This window comes from Variovorax sp. P4_B11 (genome assembly GCF_056402355.1).
Map to the genome: position 1 here is coordinate 21,598 of NZ_JBFUHO010000063.1, position 19,001 is coordinate 40,598.

Below are 19,001 nucleotides of genomic sequence, written 5' to 3' on the forward strand. Positions count from 1 at the left end.
CGCGAAACGACAAGCCCGCTGACGACTTCAACGCCCTACGGCATGACCTCTGAACAACAACCTCACTCCCTCCGCATGACGACGCACCTGCCCGGCGCACCGGCCATGGCGAGGATCCGCGCATGAGTTCGACGGCACCGGCGATCGCTGCGCCCGCGACGTCCTCGCTCCCCCCGCTGCTCGAGCGCCTGCGGGCCCAGCCGAAGCTGCCGATCGTCATCGGCGCCGCGGCGCTGGTGACCGCCGTGGCCGCGTTCACGCTGATGAACCGCGGCCCCGACTACAAGGTGCTCTACACCAACGTCTCGGATCGCGACGGCGGCGCGATCATCGCCTCGCTGCAGCAGATGAACGTGCCCTACAAGTTCGCCGAAGGCGGCGGCGCGATCCTGATCGCCGGCGACAAGGTGCCCGAGGTGCGGCTCAAGCTCGCCGCCCAGGGCCTGCCGAAAGCCGGCGGCGTCGGCTTCGAACTGATGGACAACCAGAAGTTCGGCACCAGCCAGTTCGCCGAGCAGGTCAACTACCAGCGCGCGCTCGAGGGCGAGCTGGCGCGCTCGATCGAATCGGTCGGCACGATCGAGTCGGCGCGGGTGCACCTCGCGCTGCCGAAGCCCTCGCTGTTCGTGCGCGAGCAGAAGAAGCCCTCGGCCTCGGTGGTGCTGACCCTGCAGCGCGGCCGCAGCATCGACGAAGGCCAGGTCAGCGCCATCGTCCACATGATCTCCAGCAGCGTGCCGGAGCTCGACCCGAAGGCGGTCACGGTGGTCGACCAGCGCGGCAACCTGCTGTCGGCGGCCAACAGCGGCGCCCGCGGCCTGGACGTGAGCCAGCTCAAGTACGCGCAGGAAATCGAGCAGGGCTACATCCGCCGCATCGAGGCGATCCTGCAGCCGATCGTCGGCGCCAACAACGTGCGCGCCCAGGTCGCGGCCGACATCGACTTCTCGGTGATGGAACACACCGACGAGAAGTACAAGCCCAACCAGGAGCCCGGCAAGGCCGCGATGCGCAGCCAGCAGTCGAGCGAATCGCTCCAGCAGGGCGGCACGCCGCCCGGGGGCGTGCCCGGCGCCCTGTCGAACCAGCCGCCCGGCACCCCGAGCGCGCCGATCACGACCGCGCCACGGCCCGGCACGCCCGGTGCCCCGGCCGCTCCCGGCGCCTCGAACGGCGCCACGGTGGCGAGCAGCACGCAGTCGAGCGGACCCAGCAACTCGCGCAAGGACGTGACGACCAACTACGAGCTCGATCGCTCGATCCGCCACGTGCAGCAGGGTGCCGGCGGCATCAAGCGGCTGTCGGTGGCGGTGGTCGTGAACTACAAGGATGCGACCGACAGCACCGGCAAGAGCAGCCCGCGGGCCCTGACGCCGGTCGAGATCGAGCAGATCCGCAACCTGGCGCGCGAGGCGATGGGCTTCAGCCAGGAACGCGGCGATTCGCTCAACGTGGTGAACAGCGCCTTCGCCGACGACAACAAGGAGCCGAGCGCGGCCGTGGTCCCGTTCTGGCGCGATCACGACAAGCTCGAACTCGGCAAGACCCTCGGCCAGTACCTGCTGCTCGCCTTCCTCGCGCTCTTCGCCTGGTTCGCGGTGCTGCGGCCCCTGCTGCGCAAGCACCTGGCGCCGCCGCCGGCCCCGGCACCGACCGCGGCCGAACCGGGCGCCTCCGGCGATGCCGCCGGCGACGCGCCGCAACAGCCGGATGAACCGGCGATCTCGGCCGAAGAAGCCCTGCGCCAGCGCGAGGCCCTGCGCCAGAAGGCCGACCTGGACTACGCCCATCAACTCGCCGAACAGGATCCCAAGCTGGTCGCCACGCTGATCCAGCACTGGATGAACAAACATGATCAGTGAAGCAGGTACCCGCAAGAGCGCCATCCTGTTGATGGCCCTCGGTGAAGACCGCGCCGCCGCGGCGCTGGCCCACCTCGCCACCGGCGAAGTGCAGACCCTCGGCCTCGCGATGGCGAAGCTCGTCTCGGTCTCGAAGGACGAGCTGAACGCGGTGCTGTCCGAGTTCCGCCACGAGACCGAGCAGCTCTCGGCGCTGCACCTGGGCTCGAGCAGCTACATCCGGGCGGTGCTCAAGAAGGCGCTCGGCGACGATCGCGCCAGCAACCTGCTGGAGGACATCCTGCAGGCCGACGAGCCGCACAGCGGCATCGAGCGCCTGAACCAGCTCGAGGCCAGCGAAGTGGCCGAGCTGATCCGCGACGAGCATCCGCAGATCCTGGCGACCGTGCTGATCCACCTGGATCGCATGAAGGCCTCGGAGGTGCTCGAGAAGCTGCCGACCCGCCTGCGCCACGACGTCATCATGCGCGTGGCCACCTTCGGCGGCGTGCAGCCCTCGGCGCTCATGGAGCTGACCGATGTGCTGACCGAGATGCTCTCGGGCCAGGGCCTGAAGCGCAGCCGCCTGGGCGGCGTGCGCACCGCGGCGGAGATCGTCAACCTGATGAACAGCGCGCAGGAAGAAGAAGCCATCGCCCACGTGCGCGAACACGACGAGGCGCTGGCGCAGCGGATCATCGACGAGATGTTCGTGTTCGAGAACCTGCTGAGCCTGGAGGACCGCAGCATCCAGCGCCTGCTCAAGGACATCGAATCCGACTCGCTCATCACCGCGCTCAAGGGCGCGCCGCAGGAGCTGCGCGACAAGTTCCTGGCCAACATGTCGCAGCGCGCCGCCGAGACGCTGCGCGAGGACATCGAGCTGCGCGGTCCGGTGCGCGTCTCGCAGGTCGAGGCCGAGCAGAAGGCGATCCTGCAGGTCGCACGCCGCCTCGCCGAAGCCGGCGAGATCGTGATTGCTGCGCCAGGCACCGATGACTACGTCTAAGTACCCAGCGCCTTCGCCCTTCGGCGCCCGGGCGCGCGCGGCCACGGCCTATGCGCCGCCGCGCGCCGCCGCCTCGAAGCCCGACAAGCCGGTGCTGTCCGCCTGGCAGCGCTGGGAGATGGACACGCTGGACGAGCCCGCGCGGCGCGCCCCGGCCCCCAGCGGCCGCGGGACGTCCGTCCCGCCGGTCGAAGCCCCGCCCTCGGCGGCACTGCTGCATGCCGCCGAACTGGTGAGCCTGCGCCGCGAGGCCCGCAGCGCCGGCGAGGCCGAAGGCAGGCGCGAGGGCCATGCCAAAGGCCATGCCGAAGGCTATGCGCAGGGCCGCACCGAAGGACTGGCCGCCGGCCTGGCCGCCGCCAGCGCGCATGCCGAGCAACTGCGCGCGCTGGCCGCCAGCCTGCCCGCCGCGCTGCGACGCGCCGACAGCGAGCTGGCCGACGCCGTGCTCACGCTGGCGCTCGACGTCGCGCGCCAGGTGGTGCATCGCACCTTGCGTGCCGAGCCTGAATGGGTGCTGCCGCTGGTGCAGGATCTGCTGCAGACCGAGCCGGCGCTGCAGGGCGAGCCGCGCCTGCTGCTGCATCCGGACGACGTCGCGCTGGTGAAGAACAGCCTCGGCAACGAACTGCAGGCCGCCGGCTGGCAGCTGCGCCCCGACGACACAATGAGCCGCGGCAGCTGCCGCGTGCAGTCGGCCACCGGCGAGATGGATGCCAGCCTCGAGACGCGCTGGAAAAGCGTCACCGCGGCCTTGCGCCGCGACATCGACGCCCAGGAAGCCTGAGCCATGACCAGCCTTGCGCCCAACCCCCATCTGCAATCGCTGCTGAGCACGCTCGCGCAGGCCCGCAGCGATGTCAGCCAGTGCGCGATGACGGCCCATTCGGGCCGCCTGACTCGCGCCGTCGGCCTGGTGCTGGAGGCCGTCGGCCTGCAGCTGCCGGTCGGCAGCGACTGCCTGATCGAACTGCCGCCCGGCCATCCGCAGCGCCATGCCGAAGCCGAAGTGGTCGGCTTCGCCGGCGACAAGCTGTTCCTGATGCCGCAGACCGAAGTGGCCGGGCTGGTGCCTGGCGCGCGGGTCTTCCCGCGTACCGGCGCCCCCGGCTCGGGCCTGGCCGGCGACGCCCACACCAAGCGGCTGCCGGTGGGCATCGGCATGCTCGGCCGGGTGGTCGATGCCGTGGGCCGGCCGCTCGACGGCCTCGGCCCGCTGGACGTCAGCCGCAAGGTGCCGCTGTCGTCGCCGCCGATCAATCCGCTCACGCGGGCGCCGATCGACTCGGTGCTGGACGTCGGCGTGCGCGCCATCAACGCCATGCTCACGGTCGGCCGCGGCCAGCGCATGGGCCTGTTCGCGGGCTCGGGCGTCGGCAAGAGCGTGCTGCTCGGGATGATGGCGCGCTACACCAGCGCCGAAGTGATCGTGGTCGGCCTGATCGGCGAGCGCGGCCGCGAGGTCAAGGACTTCATCGAGAACACGCTCGGCGAGGAAGGCCTGGCGCGCGCCGTCGTGGTGGCCGCGCCGGCCGACAACTCGCCGCTGCTGCGGCTGCAGGGCGCGGCCTATGCCACCTGCCTGGCCGAGCACTTTCGCGACCTCGGCAAGGACGTGCTGCTGATCATGGACTCGCTGACCCGCTACGCGATGGCCCAGCGCGAAATCGCGCTCGCGGTCGGCGAGCCGCCGGCCACCAAGGGCTACCCGCCCTCGGTGTTCGCCAGGCTGCCGGCCCTGGTGGAGCGGGCCGGCAACGGCGCCCGCGATGCCGAAGGCCGCGGCGGCTCGATCACGGCCTTCTACACGGTGCTGTCGGAAGGCGACGACCAGCAGGACCCGATCGCCGACTCGGCGCGCGCCATCCTCGACGGCCACGTGGTGCTGTCGCGCACCCTGGCCGAGGCCGGGCACTACCCGGCGATCGACATCGAGGCCTCGATCAGCCGGGCGATGACCGCCCTGATCCCGTCGCCGCAGTTCGACACGGTGCGCCGCTTCAAGCAGATGCTGTCGCGCTACCAGCGCAACCGCGACCTGATCAGCGTCGGCGCCTACGCGCCCGGCCACGACCTGCAGCTGGACCAGGCGATCGCGATGTATCCGCGCATCGAGGCCTTCCTGCAGCAACCGATGGACGAGCGCACCGACTACCCGGCGTCGATCGCACGCATGAGCAAGCTGTTCGAACCCGCCTGAAGAAGGAAGCAAGACCGATGGCCAGCAAACTCCCGCTCGACACCCTGACCGACCTGGCGCGCACCCGGACCGACGATGCCGCCCGGCGCCTCGGCGCCCTGCAAAGCGCGCAGCTGGGTGCCAACCAGAAGCTCGACCTGCTGCTGCAGTACCGCCAGGACTACTACGACCAGCTGCACCTGCTGATGAACAAGGGCCTGCCGACCGCGCAGTGGCGCAACTTCCAGGCCTTCCTGGGCACGCTCGACGGCGCCATCGAACAGCAGCGCGCGATCGTGGCCCAGGCCGCCAGCCGGCTGGACCACGGCCGCACCGACTGGCAGCAGCACAAGCGCCGGCTCAACTCCTTCGACACCCTGGCCGAGCGCGTGCGCCGCCAGGACATGCTGGCGCAGGCCAAGCGCGAGCAGCGCGACAGCGACGAACGCTCGGCCCGGAAGTTCTTCGACCGCGCCGCCCATCCGACTCCCTGAAGTCTTCCCAGGATTGCCCATGTCCACCCTCATTTCGCCTTCCGTCAATCTTTCCGGCCCGCAGGTCTCGCAGGCCGGCCCGCGCGGCCGCGGTGCCGAACAGCCCGAGGGCCGCGGCTTCGGCGCAGCGCTGGAGCGCTCGCGCGCCGCCCGCGGCGAGCAAAGCCCGGACGCTTCCGATGCCGCACCGGAAACCGCGGCCGTGCGGCGGCCGGTCCGCGACGGCGAGCGCAAGAGCGAGCTCAGCGCCGCCGACGTGCTGGCCTTGCTGGCACCGCTGGCGGCGCCGGTCGCGGCACCGGTGGTGGCCGACCCGGCCCATGCCGGCCCGGGCACGGATGCGGCACTGTCCGCCGCCAAGGGCTCGGCCGGCGTCCTGCCGGACGGCAGCGCACGGGACAGCGCTGCGAATGCGCTTCACGAAGCGGACGCCGCAACCGCCGCGGCCTCGCGGTCAGGCGCAGCCGAAGAGGCTTCCGAGACCGTGGCAACGGATGCAGCGGCGGACACCGCGCACGCGGCCAAACCGGCCAGCGCGATCGACGCAACGATCAAGACCGCCCTGGCACCGGCGGCTGCGGCCGAGACGGCCGCCGCACCCGCAAGCGCCTCGTCCCCGGTGGCCACGGCCGCGCCCGCACCGGCCATGCCCTTGCCTGCCGCCAAGGACGCCCTGAAGTCCGCCAGCGAAGCCGGCGGCGCCGCGGCCACCGCTGCGACCGACGCACCGAAGACCGCCGCGGTCCAGGCCGCCGGCGCGGCGAACGGCTTCGCCGCCGTCCCCGAAACGAAGCGCAGCGAGGCGATCGACGCGGACAGCGCCTCGAGCCCGCAGACCCTGCCGCAGCTGGCCTCGGCCCTGCCGGCGGCCGATCGCACCAATGCCGGCCGCGACGCCACGCCCGTGCTGTCGGTCGCGCCGCCGGTGGGCAGCCACGAATGGGGGCCCGCCATCGGCCAGCAGATGATCCGCATGAGTGCCAGCGGCCACCAGGTGGCCGAGCTGAACCTCAACCCGGCCGGCCTCGGCCCGCTCAAGGTGACGCTGACGATGGGAGACAACCAGGCCCAGGCGATGTTCGTCTCGGCCCATGAAGGCGTGCGCCGCGCGGTCGAGGCCGCCCTGCCGCAATTGCGCACCACCCTCGCCGACCAGGGCATCAGCCTGGGCCACACCTCGGTCGGTGCCGAGACCCGCCAGCCCTCGCAACAGGGCGGCTTCGCCGACCAGAACCCGGGGCGCTCGTCCGGCCAGCCGGCGTATCCGGGTGCCGGCCGCGGCATCGACAGCGCCACGGCAGCGCAGCCAGCGCCACTGGCCCCTGTCGCACGGGCGGCCAATGCCGGCCTGGACACCTTTGCCTGAGACCTTGCGGGACAGACCAAGAAACTGCGCAGCAGTTTTTGCTCTGTCCTCAACTGATCAGACCGCAATGAACGGATCTGACGCGCTTTTCCACCCCTGATCGGCCGTTCGCCAAGCCTTCAGTTCGCAAAGAATAGACCGAACAAGTCAATCGAGCTTCACCATGGCCACCTCACCCAACGCTTCCTCCGCCGCGCCTCGTTCCTCGAAGCTGCTGATCGGCCTCCTGATCGGGATCAGCCTGCTGGCCGCCGGCGCGGTCGCCTATGTGTTCGTCGCCCCCAAGGCCGCGCAGGCCGAGGCCGCCAAGCCGGCGCCCGAGAAACCGATCTTCGTGACCCTGGAGCCCTTCACCGTCAACCTGCAGGGCGAAGGCCGCGCCAAATTCCTGCATGTCGGCATGGCGCTCAAGGTGCACGGCGAGCCGTCGAAGGCGCAGATCGTCGAGTTCATGCCCGAGCTGCGCAGCCGGGCCCTGATGCTGCTGTCGAACCGGACCGCCGATTCGCTGGTCTCGCCCGAGGACAAGAACAAGCTGGCCGAGGAGATCCGCACCGAGCTGAACCGGCCGCTCAACGGCGATCTGCCCGAGCAGGGCATCGCCAGCGTCGCCTTCAACACCTTCGTGGTGCAGTGACCCCCACCAGGCAAGCCACCCATGGCCTATGAACAAGTCCTCTCGCAGGACGAGGTCGATGCCCTGCTGCAAGGCGTCACCGGCGGCAGCGTCGACCAGACATCCACGCCGCCTGCGCCCGCCGACGGGCTGCCGGCCTACGACCTCGGCGCGCCCGACCGGGTCGTGCGCAGCCGCATGCACACGCTGGAGGTCATCAACGACCGCTTTGCGCGCGGCCTGCGCGGCGCGCTGCTGAACTTCATGCGCCGCAGCCCCGACATCTCGGTCGGGCCGGTACAGATCCAGCAGTACGGCGAGTTCGTGCGCCACCTGCCGGTGCCCGCCAACATCAACATGATGCACATGAAGCCGCTGCGCGGCACGGCGCTCTTCGTGTTCGATCCGAAGCTGGTGTTCCTGGTGGTCGACAACCTGTTCGGCAGCGACGGCCGCTACCACGTGCGCGTGGAAGGCCGCGACTTCACGCGCACCGAGCAGCGCATCATCAAACGCCTCCTCGACCTCTCGCTGCAATGCTACGGCGAGGCGTGGCAGCCGGTGTACCCGCTCGAATTCGACTACGTGCGCGCCGAGATGCACGGCAAGCTGGCCAACATCGTGGCGCCCAACGAGGTGGTGATCAACACCACGCTGCAGATCGAGTTCGGCCCCATCGGCGGCTTCCTGCACGTGTGCATCCCCTATTCGATGATCGAGCCGATCCGCGACCTGCTGTCGAACCCGATCCAGGACGAGGTCGAGATCGACAAGCGCTGGGTCAAGCAGATGTCCAGGCAGATGCAGGCCGCCGACGTCGAGCTCACGGCCGACTTCGTGACGATGTCCTCGACCATCGGCGAGGTCCTCAAGCTCCAGGTCGGCGACGTGCTGCCGATCGAACTGCCCTCCACCGTCATCGCCCGGGTCGATGGCGTGCCGGTGATGGAGTGCGGCTTCGGCACCTCGAACGAGCGCTACGCCCTGCGCGTGCAAAACATGATCTCCCACCAAGACAGCGATGTGAAGAACGACCATGACTGACAACAACGCCACCGCCAGCGACGCGGACGACTGGGCCAGCGCGCTGGCCGAGCAGACCGCTGCAACGCCTCCCGCGCCGGCCGCCGAGCCGGTGCCGGCGCCCGCCACCGCACAGGTCTTCCAGCAGATCCAGGAACCGGCCTCGACCGCCGCGGTCTCGGCGGTCGACATCGCGCGGGTGATGGACGTGCCGGTCCAGCTCACCGCCGAGATCGGCCGCACCCGCATCACCATCAAGAGCCTGCTGCAGCTGTCGCAGGGCTCGGTGGTCGAGCTCGACGGCCTGGCCGGCCAGCCGCTCGACGTGCTGATCAACGGCTACCTGATCGCCCAGGGCGAGGTGGTGGTGGTGAACGACAAGTACGGCATCCGGCTGACCGACATCATCACGCCGCCGGAACGGATGCAGAAGCTGGCGCGTTCATGAGCCTTCCGACCGTGCCCTCCCAGGCCGTCGAGGTGGCGCCGGTGGTCGGTGCCTCGGGCCTGCTGCAGGCCGGCCTCGGCATGCTGATGGTGCTGGGCCTGATCTTCGCGTGCGCCTGGCTGGCGCGCCGCTTCGGGCTGCAGCGCTTCGGCGGCAGCGGCCAGGTGGTGAAGGTGGTCTCCAACGCCAGCATCGGCCAGCGCGAGCGCGTGGTGGTGGTCGAGGTCGCCGGGACCTGGCTGGTGCTGGGCGTGACCTCGAACCAGATCAACACCTTGCATTCCCTGCCGGCGCAAGCCGTGGCCGGCACCCCGGCGGCTGCCGATGCCGGTGCGCGCAGCCCGGTCGGCCTGTTCGCCCGCAAGCTGCGCGAGTCCCTGACCGGCAAGGCAAGCCCCGCGCCATGGTGAACACGCCTCTTCGCCGGAGCCTGAAGGCCGGCCTGGCGCTGCTCGCGGCTGCGCTGCCGATGGCCGCGTGGACCCAGGGCATGCCCGGCCTGATCAGCACGCCCGGACCCGGCGGCAGCCAGACCTGGTCGCTCAGCGTGCAGACGCTGGTGCTGCTGACCTCGCTGTCCTTCCTGCCGGCACTGCTGCTGTGCATGACCAGCTTCACGCGCATCCTGATCGTGCTGGGGCTGTTGCGCACCGCGATCGGCACGCAGTCCTCGCCGCCGAACCAGATCCTGGTCGGTCTGTCGCTGTTCCTGACCTTCTTCGTCATGGCGCCGGTGTTCGACAAGGTCTATGCCGAGGCCTACAAGCCCTTCTCCGAGAACAAGATCAGCGCCGACCGCGCGCTCGAGCGCGGCATCGAGCCCTTCAAGGCCTTCATGCTGCGGCAGACCCGCGAGAACGACCTGGCGCTGTTCGCCAAGCTGGCCAAGGTGCCCGACATGCAGGGGCCGGAAGAGGTGCCGCTGCGCATCCTGCTGCCCTCCTTCGTGATCAGCGAGCTGAAGACCGCCTTCCAGATCGGCTTCACGATCTTCATTCCCTTCCTGATCATCGACCTGGTGGTGGCCAGCGTGCTGATGTCGATGGGCATGATGATGGTGCCGCCGGCCAGCATCGCGCTGCCCTTCAAGCTGATGCTGTTCGTGCTGGCCGATGGCTGGCAACTGCTGATCGGCGCGCTGGCGCAGAGCTTCTACACATGAGCTCGCCCCCAGGTTGGGCTCACTTCGTGTAGCCCGCCCACCCCCTACCGGGGGCAACACCAGCGGCCCGGCAAAGCCGGTTCCGCGGTGTTTCACGAACACCCCGGAAGCGGGAACGACCATGGATCGGAAGGAAGGAAACAGGATGACTCCAGAAACCATCATGTCGATGGGCAACCAGGCGATCCAGGTGTCGCTGGCGCTCGGTGCGCCGCTGCTGCTGGTGGCGCTGGTCGTCGGCCTGATCATCAGCATCTTCCAGGCCGCGACGCAGATCAACGAAGCCACGCTGTCCTTCATCCCGAAGCTGCTGGCGGTGTTCGCGACCCTGGTGATCGCCGGCCCCTGGATGCTCGGCCAGATGCTGGACTACATCCGCGCGCTGTTCATGAGCATTCCGCAGATCGTGGGGTGAATGTGGCCCCCACGCTCCTCACTTCGTGTGTCGCTGCCCCCCGAGGGGGCCGCAGGCCGCCTTGGGGCGGCCCGGCGCCGGCCTGGATGGCCCCCACGCTCCCCCGCTTCGTGTGGGTCGCTGCCCCCCGAGGGGGCCGCAGGCCGCCTTGGGGCGGCCCGGCGCCGGCCTGATGCCACCCGTCTTCGAGGTCACGTCGGCGCAGCTCACCGCATGGATGGTGGGCTTCCTGTGGCCCTTCGTCCGGATGCTGGCGCTGGTGAGCACCGCGCCCATCTTCGGCGAGACCTGGGTCTCGCGCCGGATCAAGGTCGCGATCGCCGCGATGCTCGCGCTGGTGCTGGCCCCCACGCTGGGGCCGATGCCCGACGTCCCGGTGGTCTCGGCCGGCGGCGTCTGGATCATCATCCAGCAGGTGCTTGTCGGCGCCGCGATGGGCTTCACGATGCGCATGGTGTTCACCGCCGTGCTGGCGGCGGGCGAGTACATCGGCCTGCAGATGGGCCTGTCCTTCGCCTCCTTCTTCGACCCTATGAACGGCGGCGCCACGATGGTGGTGGCGCGCCTGCTGAACATGCTGGCGACGCTGATCTTCATCGCCGTCGACGGCCACCTGCTGATGATCACCGCGCTGGCGCGCAGCTTCGAGGCGCTGCCGATCGCCGATGCGCCGCTGGCCGCGCAGGGCTGGATGTTCCTGGTCTCGGGCGCAAGCCAGATCTTCGCCAGCGGCATGATGCTCTCGCTGCCGCTGGTGGCCGCGCTGTTGATCCTCAACCTCGCGATGGGCATCCTGAATCGCGCATCGCCGCAGTTCAGCATCTTCGCGGTCGGCTTCCCGCTGACCTTGCTGGCCGGCATCGGCATGATGCAGCTGCTGATCCCGCACCTGGCGGTGTTCCTGGAGCCGCGCTTCGCGGCCGGGATCGATGCCATGCTGCGCTTCGCCGGCGCCTTGCGGCGCTGAGCGCGGCGGCCGGCGAGCGCAACGGCTTGCCGGGACGGGCCCGTCGGGCCGCCCGGCAGGGTAACCTGTCGCCATGGACTCCCTGATCGCCGCCTCCGCGCGCGCCCTGGCCGCAGGCGACGCGCTCGGTGCCCTCAAGCGGGTCGCCCTGCGTGACGACCCGCCGGCGCTGGCCATGCGCGGCATCGCCATGGCCCAGCTCGGCGAACATCCGCGCGCCCGCGAGCTGCTGCGGCGTGCCGCCCGCGGCTTCGGCACCCACGAAGAACTGGCGCGCGCCCGCTGCATCGTCGCCGAGGCCGAAGTGGCGCTGGCCATGCGCGATCTCGGCGGTTCGCCGCGCTCGCTGGCGGCAGCCGCGGCCACGCTGGACGCCCGCGCCGATCACGCCAATGCGCTGCAGGCCCGGCTGATCGCGGCGCGCCGGCTGCTGCTGCTCGGCCGCCTCGAGGAGGCCGCGGCCACGCTGGCGCGTCTCGATGCGGGCGGACTGCCGCCGTCGCTGGCGGCGGTGGCCGAGCTGACCGCGGCCGAACTCGCGCTGCGCTCGCTGCGCACCGGCCCGGCGCTGGCGGCACTTGACCGGGCGCGCGAGGCGGCCGTTCGCGCACGCGTGCCGGCCCTGCTGGCCGAGGTGGCGGAGGCACGGGCCGCGCTCGATCGCCCCGCGGCCCGGCGCCTGGACGCCGGCGGCGAGCAGGCGCTGCGCCTCGGCGAGGTCGCCGCCCTGCTGGACTCGGGCACGCTGGTGGTCGACGCCTGCCGTCGCGGGCTGCGCGCGGGTGCCGCGTGGCGGCCGCTCGCGCGCCGGCCGGTGCTGTTCGCGCTGGCGCGGGCACTCGCCGAGGCATGGCCCGGCGATGTCGATCGGGAGGCCTTGATCGCGTGCGCGTTCGGTACCCGCCGCCCCGACGAGACACACCGGGCGCGGCTGCGGGTCGAGATCGGCCGTCTGCGCGCGCTGGTCGCCACGCTGGCGTCGATCGAGGCCACGCCGCGCGGCTTCGTGCTCGGGCCCCGCGACGGGCGCGATGTCGCCGTCCTGGCGCCGCCGATCGACGGCGAACAGGCATCGCTGGTGGCGCTGCTCTCGGACGGCGCGGCCTGGTCGACCTCGGCCCTGTCGCTGGCCCTGGGGGCCAGTCAACGCACCGTCCAGCGCGCACTCGCCGAGCTCGAGGCGGCCGGCCGGGTGCGCGCCATCGGGCAGACCCGGGCGCGCCGCTGGCTGTCGCCGCCGCTGGCCGGTTTCACGACGATATTGTTACTCCCCGCTGCGCTCCCGATTGAATAGAGTTGTCTCACCGCGCCGATCCGAGGCGCGACACAAGGAGCCGACGATGACCCGAAAGACCAGCAAGGACAGACCTCAGGCCACGGTGCGCGCGGCCGAGATCGTGCGCGAATACGGGCCCTTCGCCGGCGCCGAGCGCGTCCACGGCGTGACCCATGACGGCCAGCGCGTCTGGGCCGCCACCGGCGACAGGCTGGTGGCCTTCGATCCCGAAAGCGGAGCGCCCACGCGCACGCTCGACCGCGCCTGCGACGCCGGCACCGCCTACGACGGCAGGTACCTGTACCAGATCGCCGAGGAACGCATCGACAAGATCGACCCCGCCAGCGGCAACGTGGTGGCGTCGATTCCCACGCCCGGCCACGGGAGCGACTCGGGGCTCACCTGGGCCGAGGGCAGCCTGTGGGTCGGACAGTACCGCGACCGCAAGATCCACCAGATCGACCCCGAGACCGGCGCGGTCAGGCGGACCATCGAATCCAACCGATTCGTCACCGGCGTCACCTGGGTCGACGGCGAACTGTGGCACGGGACCTGGGAGGGAGACGAGAGCGAGATCCGCCGCATCGACCCGGACGACGGTACCGTGCTCGAACGGCTCGAGATGCCGCCCGGCATCGGCGTCAGCGGGCTCGAGTCCGACGGTGCGGATCTCTTCTATTGCGGCGGCGGTGGGAGCGGAAAGGTCCGCGCCGTGCGTCGCCCGAAAAGCGCCACGCCGTGATCGCACGCCGCAAGCCCGCCAAGGAGCACATCATGAACACCGCCATTTCCGAAACGAGCACCGTGAATCATTCCGTCGTGTCCAGGGACCGATGGATCGCCGAGCGAAAGACCTTGCTGGCGCGCGAGAAGGAGCTGACGCGCCTGCGCGACCAGCTCGCCCGCGAGCGCCGCAACCTGCCCTGGGTGCGCATCGACAAGGACTACGTCTTCGACGGGCCCGAGGGCCCACGCACGCTCGCCGACCTTTTCGAAGGCCGCCACCAACTGGTGGTGCAGCACTTCATGTTCGGCCCGGGGTGGGAGGAAGGCTGCAAGAGCTGCTCCTTCATGGCCGACCACATCGACGGGATCACCGTGCACCTGGCCCAGCGCGACCTCACGCTGGTGGTCGTCGCGCGCGCGCCGCTGGCCGAAATCGAGCGCTTTCGCCAGCGCATGGGCTGGCAGTTCAAGTGGGTATCCTCGCACGGCAGCGACTTCAATCACGACTTCGGCGTCAGCTTCACGCCGGAGGAACGCGCGACCGGCCAGGTCGACTACAACTATGCGCTGCAGCCCTTCCCGCAGGAGGAAGCCCCCGGCATCAGCGTGTTCTACAAGGACGACGCGGGCGAGGTCTTCCATACCTACTCGACCTACGGGCGCGGCGTGGAATTGATGATGGGCGCCTATGCGTTCCTGGACCTCGTTCCCAAGGGACGCGACGAGGCGCAGTTGAGCTACGGGATGGAATGGCTGCGGCATCACGACCGCTACGCGTCGGCACCGGTCGCAACGGCAGCGCCGACGGCCAGCGCCTGCTGCCAGGCGCAGGCCTGAGCCTGCCGCGCATCGCCGGGATGACTGCGCCATGACCCACCTCTGGCCCTGGCTGGCCATCGCCGGACTCGGCGCCTTGCACGGATTGAGTCCGGCCAGCGGCTGGATGTTCGCAGCCGCCTGCGGCGTCCGGACTCGGGACGGCGCGCAGGTGCGGCGTGCCCTGCTGCCCATCGCCATCGGGCACGCCGCATCGGTGGCGGTCGTGGCCTGGGCCTTTGCGCGGGGCCTGTCGATGGACCGCACGCTGGTCCAGGGCCTCGCCGGCGCGCTGCTGGTCGGCGCGGCGGCGTTCCGCTTGCTGCACCGCGCTGGCCCGCACAGGCCCCTCGGCATGCGCGCCGGCCATGTCGGCATCGCGCTCTGGTCCTTCCTGATGGCCACTGCGCACGGGTCCGGCCTGATGCTGGTCCCGGCGCTGGTGCCGCTGTGCCTGGCCGACAATCCCGCGCGCGAGATCACCGCATCGGGCTCGCTGGTCCTGGCGCTGGCGGCCGTCGGCGTTCACACGGCGGCAATGCTGGCCACGACCGGCGCGATCGCCGGCGGCGTGTGCCGCGGCGTCGCCCTGCACCCGCGCCTGCTGAGCGGCCCGCTGCCGCGACAGGCCTGGAACGGGGCGCTGGCCGTCACCGGCCTGCTGTTGATGGTGCTTCGCTAGCGCTCACAGATAGTTGAACAGCGAGATCGACGCCAGCTTCGCAAAAGTCATCTGCGTCGCCTGCAGCGAAGTCTGGCGCTGGTAGAACTCCGAGATCGCGCTGGCCGGATCCAGGTCCTGGACCGCCGAGAGGTAGCTCTTGTCCATCAGGTCGCGCGCGGCCCCGCCGCTGTCGAGGGCATCGACCTCGTTCATGCGCGAGCCCACCGACGACAGGATGGTGAGCACGTTGTCGTGGGCGTTCGTGACCTTCACATTGGCCGTGCTCAAAGCGTTCTGCAGCTTGGCCTGCGCCGCCGCGCCGCCACCGGTCAGCGGGGTGCGCAGCGCCGTGACCAGTTCGCCGATGGTCGCGAAGATGTCGGTGCCGGCATTCTTGGCGGTGCTGACGTCGAAGCTGTCGCCGTCCGCCGGCGTGCCGGTGAAGCTGAGCTGCAAGCCGCCGAAGGCGATAGGCGAGCCGGCCGTGAAGGCGCCGGTCGCGGCGACCACCGGCGGCGTGTCCTGGGTCGACACGGTGTAGTTGCCGCCCGTGAAGCTGACCGTGAAGTCCTTGCCGTAGTTGACCGCGGTGGCGTCGACCACGCTGATCGCGCCGAAGACGCCCGTCCCCAGGTTGCCCGCCGCGCCCGAGCTGACATAGCCCGCACCGCCCTGCACCGACTGGAACACGCTGCGGCCGTCGTCCGACGTCGACAGCTGGCGCGCCACGTCGACCTGCATCAGGCGCTGGCCCTGGTCACCCACGTACTGCACCCCGCCGCCGGCCTGCGCCGCGAAAGGCGGGTTGGCGCTCTTGAAGCCCGCAAACAGGAACTGGCCGTTGCCGTCGTCGGAATTCGCAAGGCCCACCAGCTGGTCCAGGTTGCTCTGGATGGTGGTGGCCAATGCGGCACGGTCGGCGTCCGACAAGGTGCCGTTGCCTGCCTGCACGGTCAGGGTCTTGATGTTCTGCAGCAGCACGGTCGTGCTGTCGAGCGCAGTCTCCTCGCGCTTGAGCGCCAGTGTCGCGCGCTCGCGGCTGGACGCGTACTGCGAGGATTCGGCCAGCGTCTCGCTGACGCCGAGCGCGCGTGCCGCACCCACCGGGTCGTCGCCGGCGGTCAGGAACTTGGTGCCCGCGGACAGGCGCTGCTGCACGTTGAAGAGGTTCTGCTGCTGCTGGCCCATCGCGAGGGTGTTCAGCTCGAAGAATGAACTGGTGCTGATGCGCATCACGGCTCCTTGATTCTGTTGCGGGATCGGTTCGATCAGCTGCGGATGCCGAGGATCGCGTCGAAGATCGTCGAGGCGGTCTGGATCACCTTCGCGTTGGCCTGGTACATCTGCTGGTACATCAGCAGGTTGGCGGTTTCCTCGTCCTGGTTGACGCCCGAAATGGATTGCTGGCTGGCCTTGATCTGGCTGGTCACGCTCTCCTGGGTCTTGGTCGCGACCTTGATTTCCATCGCCTTGTTGCCGACCTCGCTGACCAGCGACGAATAGGCACCGTTGAAGGTGGTCGTGCCGTTGCCCATGGTGGGCTGGCGCTGCAGCGCGCCGAGCAGCAGGGCATTGCTGCCATCCGAAACGCCGGCGCTGTTCTTGCCGATGGTGAAGGTATCGCCGTCCGCCGGTGCGCCCGCCATCGTCGTGCTGATGCCGTCGAAGCTCATCGTGGCGCCCGCCGTGAACGCAACGGCGGTACCGGCCGGGTACAGGGTGGAGCTGCCGTTGGCCAGCGTGACGGTGACGGCAGAGGTCGCGGGGAAGCCCGACAGCGTGCCGGTCGCAGCGTCGTAGCTCAGCGTCACGTTGGCAGCCAGCGGCGTGCCGGGATAGCTGGCGTCGACGGTCGCCGCGCCGAGCTTGCCGCTGCCCTGGTTGCCGGCGCTGTTGCCGGTGATGACCGGCGAGGCTGCCGCCACCTTTGCCGGGTCCAGCACCAGCACGTCCATGTCGCGCGCGCCGGTCCGGGTGGGCTGGACCAGGAAGGAGTCGCCGTTCTGCGCGGTGCCGCTCGCCGCGGTCAGGCTCACGCCGTCGAAGCTGATCGGGAAGGTGGTGAAGGTGCCCATCGACTGCTTGTCCGAGAGGCGGGTCACCGCGTAGTTCAGCGTGCCCGCGACATCGGTGACCTGCACCGAGTAGTCGCTGGTGCCGAGTTGGCTGGTGTCGGTCACCGCTGCGGCCAGCACCAGGTTGCCGCTGTTCTTCGCATTCGTGAAGACGCCGGGCGTGGCGCTGCTGAAGAAGTCCGTCCCGAGTGCGCCATGGAGGTCGACGCCCAGGTTGTGCTGGTCGTTGAACGCACCCGACACCGCCATCGCGAGCCGGCCGATGGCATTCTGCGTGGGGGTGAGGGTCTGGCTGCGGAAGGACATCAATCCGCCCAGCGAGCCGCCGGTGATGACGTCCTCGCCGAGCTCCGAGACGTTGCCGGCGATTCCGACCAGCGCCACCGCGATGCGGGTCGGATCGGCGGCCGACTGCACCGCCTTGACGCTCATGGCCTGGTCACCCGTCACCAGCGACTGGCCGTTGCCCATGAAGACGTTGTACTTGCCGTTGTCCTGCTGGAGCACCTTGACGTCGACAATCTGGCTCAGGTCGCTCACCAGTTGGTCGCGCTGGTCCAGCAGGTCGTTCGGCGGCTGGCCGCCGGCCACCGCGCTCATCATGCTGATCTGCTGGTTGAGGCTGGCGATCTGGCTCGAATAGGTGTTGATCTGCGAGACGCTGCCCGTGATCTGGTCGTTGACCGAATCGTTGAGGTCGCTCATGTACTGGTCGGTGGAGCGGAACTTGTTCGACAGCGACTGCGCCGAGCTGATGAGCTGCTGGCGTGCGGCCGAGTCGGCCGGCGTGTTGGCGACGCCCTGCACCGCCGTGAAGAAGCCCTGCATGAGCACGCTGATGCCGGAGGTCTTGTCGGCCAGCAGCGAGTCGATGCGATCGATCTCAGTGCCGTAGGAATTCAACGCGGCCGAGGACGATTGGGCCGACGCGAGCTGGGCGGTCAGGTAGCGGTCGTAGCTGCGGCTGATCGTGGTGACGTTGGCGCCGGTGCCGATGTAGCCCGAGCCGGTGCCGACCGCGGCGTTGGCGGCAAGCTCGGCGACCTGCCGGCTGTAGCCCGTGGTGTAGACGTTGGCGGTGTTGTGGGCCGTGGTCATCAGCGCGGTTCGCGCGACGTTGAGACCGCTCAGGCCCGTAAAGAACAAACTTCCTGACATGGGGGATTACCTGGTTGGCTGTAGGTTGGGTGTTGCATGCGGCATCGTCGCTGCAATGCCTTCGGGGTCTATATCGGCAACACTAGGCAAGGCTTGAAGGCCGCACCGCGTCATCCTGAGCCCGCAGCCTGAAGACGCCCACCACCTGCGACAGGTCGCCGGCCTGCCCCTGGAGCGACTGCGCGGCCGCCGAGGCTTCCTCCACCAGCGCCGCGTTCTGCTGCGTCACCTGGTCCATCTGCGTGATCGCCTGGTTGATCTGCTCGATCCCCGAGGTCTGCTCCTGGCTGGCCGCCGTGATCTCGCCCATGATGTCGGTCACCCGCTTGACGCTGCCGACGATCTCTTCCATCGTCTTGCCGGCCTGCGCCACCAGCGCACTGCCCGCGCCCACCTTGCCCACCGAGTCGTCGATCAGCCCCTTGATCTCCTTGGCCGCCGCCGCCGAGCGCTGCGCCAGGCTGCGCACCTCCGMSGCCACCACCGCGAAGCCGCGGCCCTGCTCGCCGGCGCGCGCGGCTTCCACCGCCGCGTTCAGCGCCAGGATGTTGGTCTGGAAGGCGATGCCGTCGATCACGCCGATGATGTCCACGATCTTCTTCGACGAGGCGTTGATCGAGGCCATCGTGTCCACCACCTGGCTCACCACCTCCCCGCCCTTGACCGCCACTTCGGAGGCCGAGACGGCCAGTTGATTCGCTTGACGCGCGTTGTCCGCGTTCTGCTTGACCGTGCTGGTGAGTTCTTCCATCGACGCCGCCGTCTG

At 69.9% G+C, this 19,001-nt stretch carries 20 protein-coding genes; 17 read left to right on the forward strand and 3 right to left on the reverse strand.

Features of this window, described 5'->3' with window-relative positions; genetic code table 11:
- Nucleotides 1-122: 122 nt before the first annotated feature.
- The 17 genes from fliF (at nt 123) to AC1DYD_RS34045 (ending at nt 15,020) form a co-directional block, all read left to right on the forward strand.
- Nucleotides 123-1,862, forward strand: a complete 1,740-nt coding sequence (gene fliF / locus AC1DYD_RS33965; protein ID WP_478177132.1) for a flagellar basal-body MS-ring/collar protein FliF — start codon at nt 123-125, stop codon at nt 1,860-1,862.
- A complete protein-coding gene (gene fliG, locus AC1DYD_RS33970) occupies nt 1,852-2,850 on the forward strand; it encodes a flagellar motor switch protein FliG (protein ID WP_478177133.1) in 999 nt (332 codons plus the stop codon). Before fliF ends, fliG begins: the two co-directional genes overlap by 11 nt.
- Nucleotides 2,837-3,637: a flagellar assembly protein FliH gene (gene fliH / locus AC1DYD_RS33975; RefSeq protein WP_478177134.1), complete on the forward strand. Its 801-nt coding sequence runs from the start codon at nt 2,837-2,839 to the stop codon at nt 3,635-3,637. The genes fliG and fliH overlap by 14 nt, the downstream gene beginning before the upstream one ends.
- 3 nt (nt 3,638-3,640) lie before the next feature.
- A complete protein-coding gene (gene fliI, locus AC1DYD_RS33980) occupies nt 3,641-5,050 on the forward strand; it encodes a flagellar protein export ATPase FliI (protein ID WP_478177135.1) in 1,410 nt (469 codons plus the stop codon).
- A 17-nt stretch (nt 5,051-5,067) separates the two neighbouring features.
- Nucleotides 5,068-5,523 carry a flagellar export protein FliJ gene (gene fliJ, locus AC1DYD_RS33985; RefSeq protein ID WP_478177136.1) on the forward strand — a complete coding sequence of 152 codons (456 nt, stop codon included), beginning with the start codon at nt 5,068-5,070 and terminating at the stop codon, nt 5,521-5,523.
- A 19-nt stretch (nt 5,524-5,542) separates the two neighbouring features.
- Nucleotides 5,543-6,889, forward strand: coding sequence for a flagellar hook-length control protein FliK (locus AC1DYD_RS33990; protein WP_478177137.1), 1,347 nt, complete (start codon nt 5,543-5,545; stop codon nt 6,887-6,889).
- Nucleotides 6,890-7,052: 163 nt separating this feature from the next.
- Nucleotides 7,053-7,526, forward strand: coding sequence for a flagellar basal body-associated FliL family protein (locus tag AC1DYD_RS33995; protein ID WP_478177138.1), 474 nt, complete (start codon nt 7,053-7,055; stop codon nt 7,524-7,526).
- 21 nt (nt 7,527-7,547) lie between these two features.
- Nucleotides 7,548-8,549, forward strand: a complete 1,002-nt coding sequence (gene fliM / locus AC1DYD_RS34000) for a flagellar motor switch protein FliM (protein ID WP_478177139.1) — start codon at nt 7,548-7,550, stop codon at nt 8,547-8,549.
- Complete coding sequence (gene fliN, locus AC1DYD_RS34005; protein WP_478177140.1) at nt 8,542-8,976, forward strand: flagellar motor switch protein FliN; 435 nt, start codon at nt 8,542-8,544, stop codon at nt 8,974-8,976. Before fliM ends, fliN begins: the two co-directional genes overlap by 8 nt.
- Complete coding sequence (gene fliO / locus AC1DYD_RS34010) at nt 8,973-9,386, forward strand: flagellar biosynthetic protein FliO (protein WP_478177141.1); 414 nt, start codon at nt 8,973-8,975, stop codon at nt 9,384-9,386. The genes fliN and fliO overlap by 4 nt, the downstream gene beginning before the upstream one ends.
- Nucleotides 9,380-10,138: a flagellar type III secretion system pore protein FliP gene (gene fliP / locus AC1DYD_RS34015; RefSeq protein WP_478177142.1), complete on the forward strand. Its 759-nt coding sequence runs from the start codon at nt 9,380-9,382 to the stop codon at nt 10,136-10,138. Before fliO ends, fliP begins: the two co-directional genes overlap by 7 nt.
- A 145-nt stretch (nt 10,139-10,283) precedes the next feature.
- Nucleotides 10,284-10,553: a flagellar biosynthesis protein FliQ gene (gene fliQ, locus AC1DYD_RS34020; protein WP_478177143.1), complete on the forward strand. Its 270-nt coding sequence runs from the start codon at nt 10,284-10,286 to the stop codon at nt 10,551-10,553.
- A gap of 172 nt (nt 10,554-10,725) precedes the next feature.
- A complete protein-coding gene (gene fliR, locus AC1DYD_RS34025; protein ID WP_478177144.1) occupies nt 10,726-11,520 on the forward strand; it encodes a flagellar biosynthetic protein FliR in 795 nt (264 codons plus the stop codon).
- A gap of 73 nt (nt 11,521-11,593) precedes the next feature.
- Complete coding sequence (locus tag AC1DYD_RS34030) at nt 11,594-12,814, forward strand: helix-turn-helix domain-containing protein (protein ID WP_478177145.1); 1,221 nt, start codon at nt 11,594-11,596, stop codon at nt 12,812-12,814.
- A 46-nt stretch (nt 12,815-12,860) separates the two neighbouring features.
- A complete protein-coding gene (locus AC1DYD_RS34035) occupies nt 12,861-13,538 on the forward strand; it encodes a Vgb family protein (protein ID WP_478177146.1) in 678 nt (225 codons plus the stop codon).
- Nucleotides 13,539-13,570: 32 nt separating this feature from the next.
- On the forward strand, nt 13,571-14,359 hold the full coding sequence (locus AC1DYD_RS34040) for a DUF899 domain-containing protein (protein ID WP_478177147.1): 789 nt from the start codon (nt 13,571-13,573) through the stop codon (nt 14,357-14,359).
- Nucleotides 14,360-14,390: 31 nt separating this feature from the next.
- The gene (locus tag AC1DYD_RS34045; RefSeq protein WP_478177148.1) at nt 14,391-15,020 is read left to right on the forward strand and encodes a hypothetical protein; all 630 of its coding nucleotides are present in this window, start codon (nt 14,391-14,393) and stop codon (nt 15,018-15,020) included.
- 3 nt (nt 15,021-15,023) lie between these two features.
- Here the strand turns inward: AC1DYD_RS34045 and flgL are convergent, their stop codons facing one another.
- The 3 genes from flgL to AC1DYD_RS34060 form a co-directional block, all read right to left on the reverse strand.
- Nucleotides 15,024-16,235, reverse strand: coding sequence for a flagellar hook-associated protein FlgL (gene flgL, locus AC1DYD_RS34050; protein ID WP_478177149.1), 1,212 nt, complete (start codon nt 16,233-16,235; stop codon nt 15,024-15,026).
- 35 nt (nt 16,236-16,270) lie between these two features.
- Nucleotides 16,271-18,235, reverse strand: a complete 1,965-nt coding sequence (flgK, locus tag AC1DYD_RS34055) for a flagellar hook-associated protein FlgK (protein WP_478177150.1) — start codon at nt 18,233-18,235, stop codon at nt 16,271-16,273.
- A gap of 82 nt (nt 18,236-18,317) precedes the next feature.
- Nucleotides 18,318-19,001, reverse strand: a 684-nt coding sequence (locus AC1DYD_RS34060) for a methyl-accepting chemotaxis protein (RefSeq protein WP_478177151.1), incomplete at its 5' end; no start/stop codon positions are given.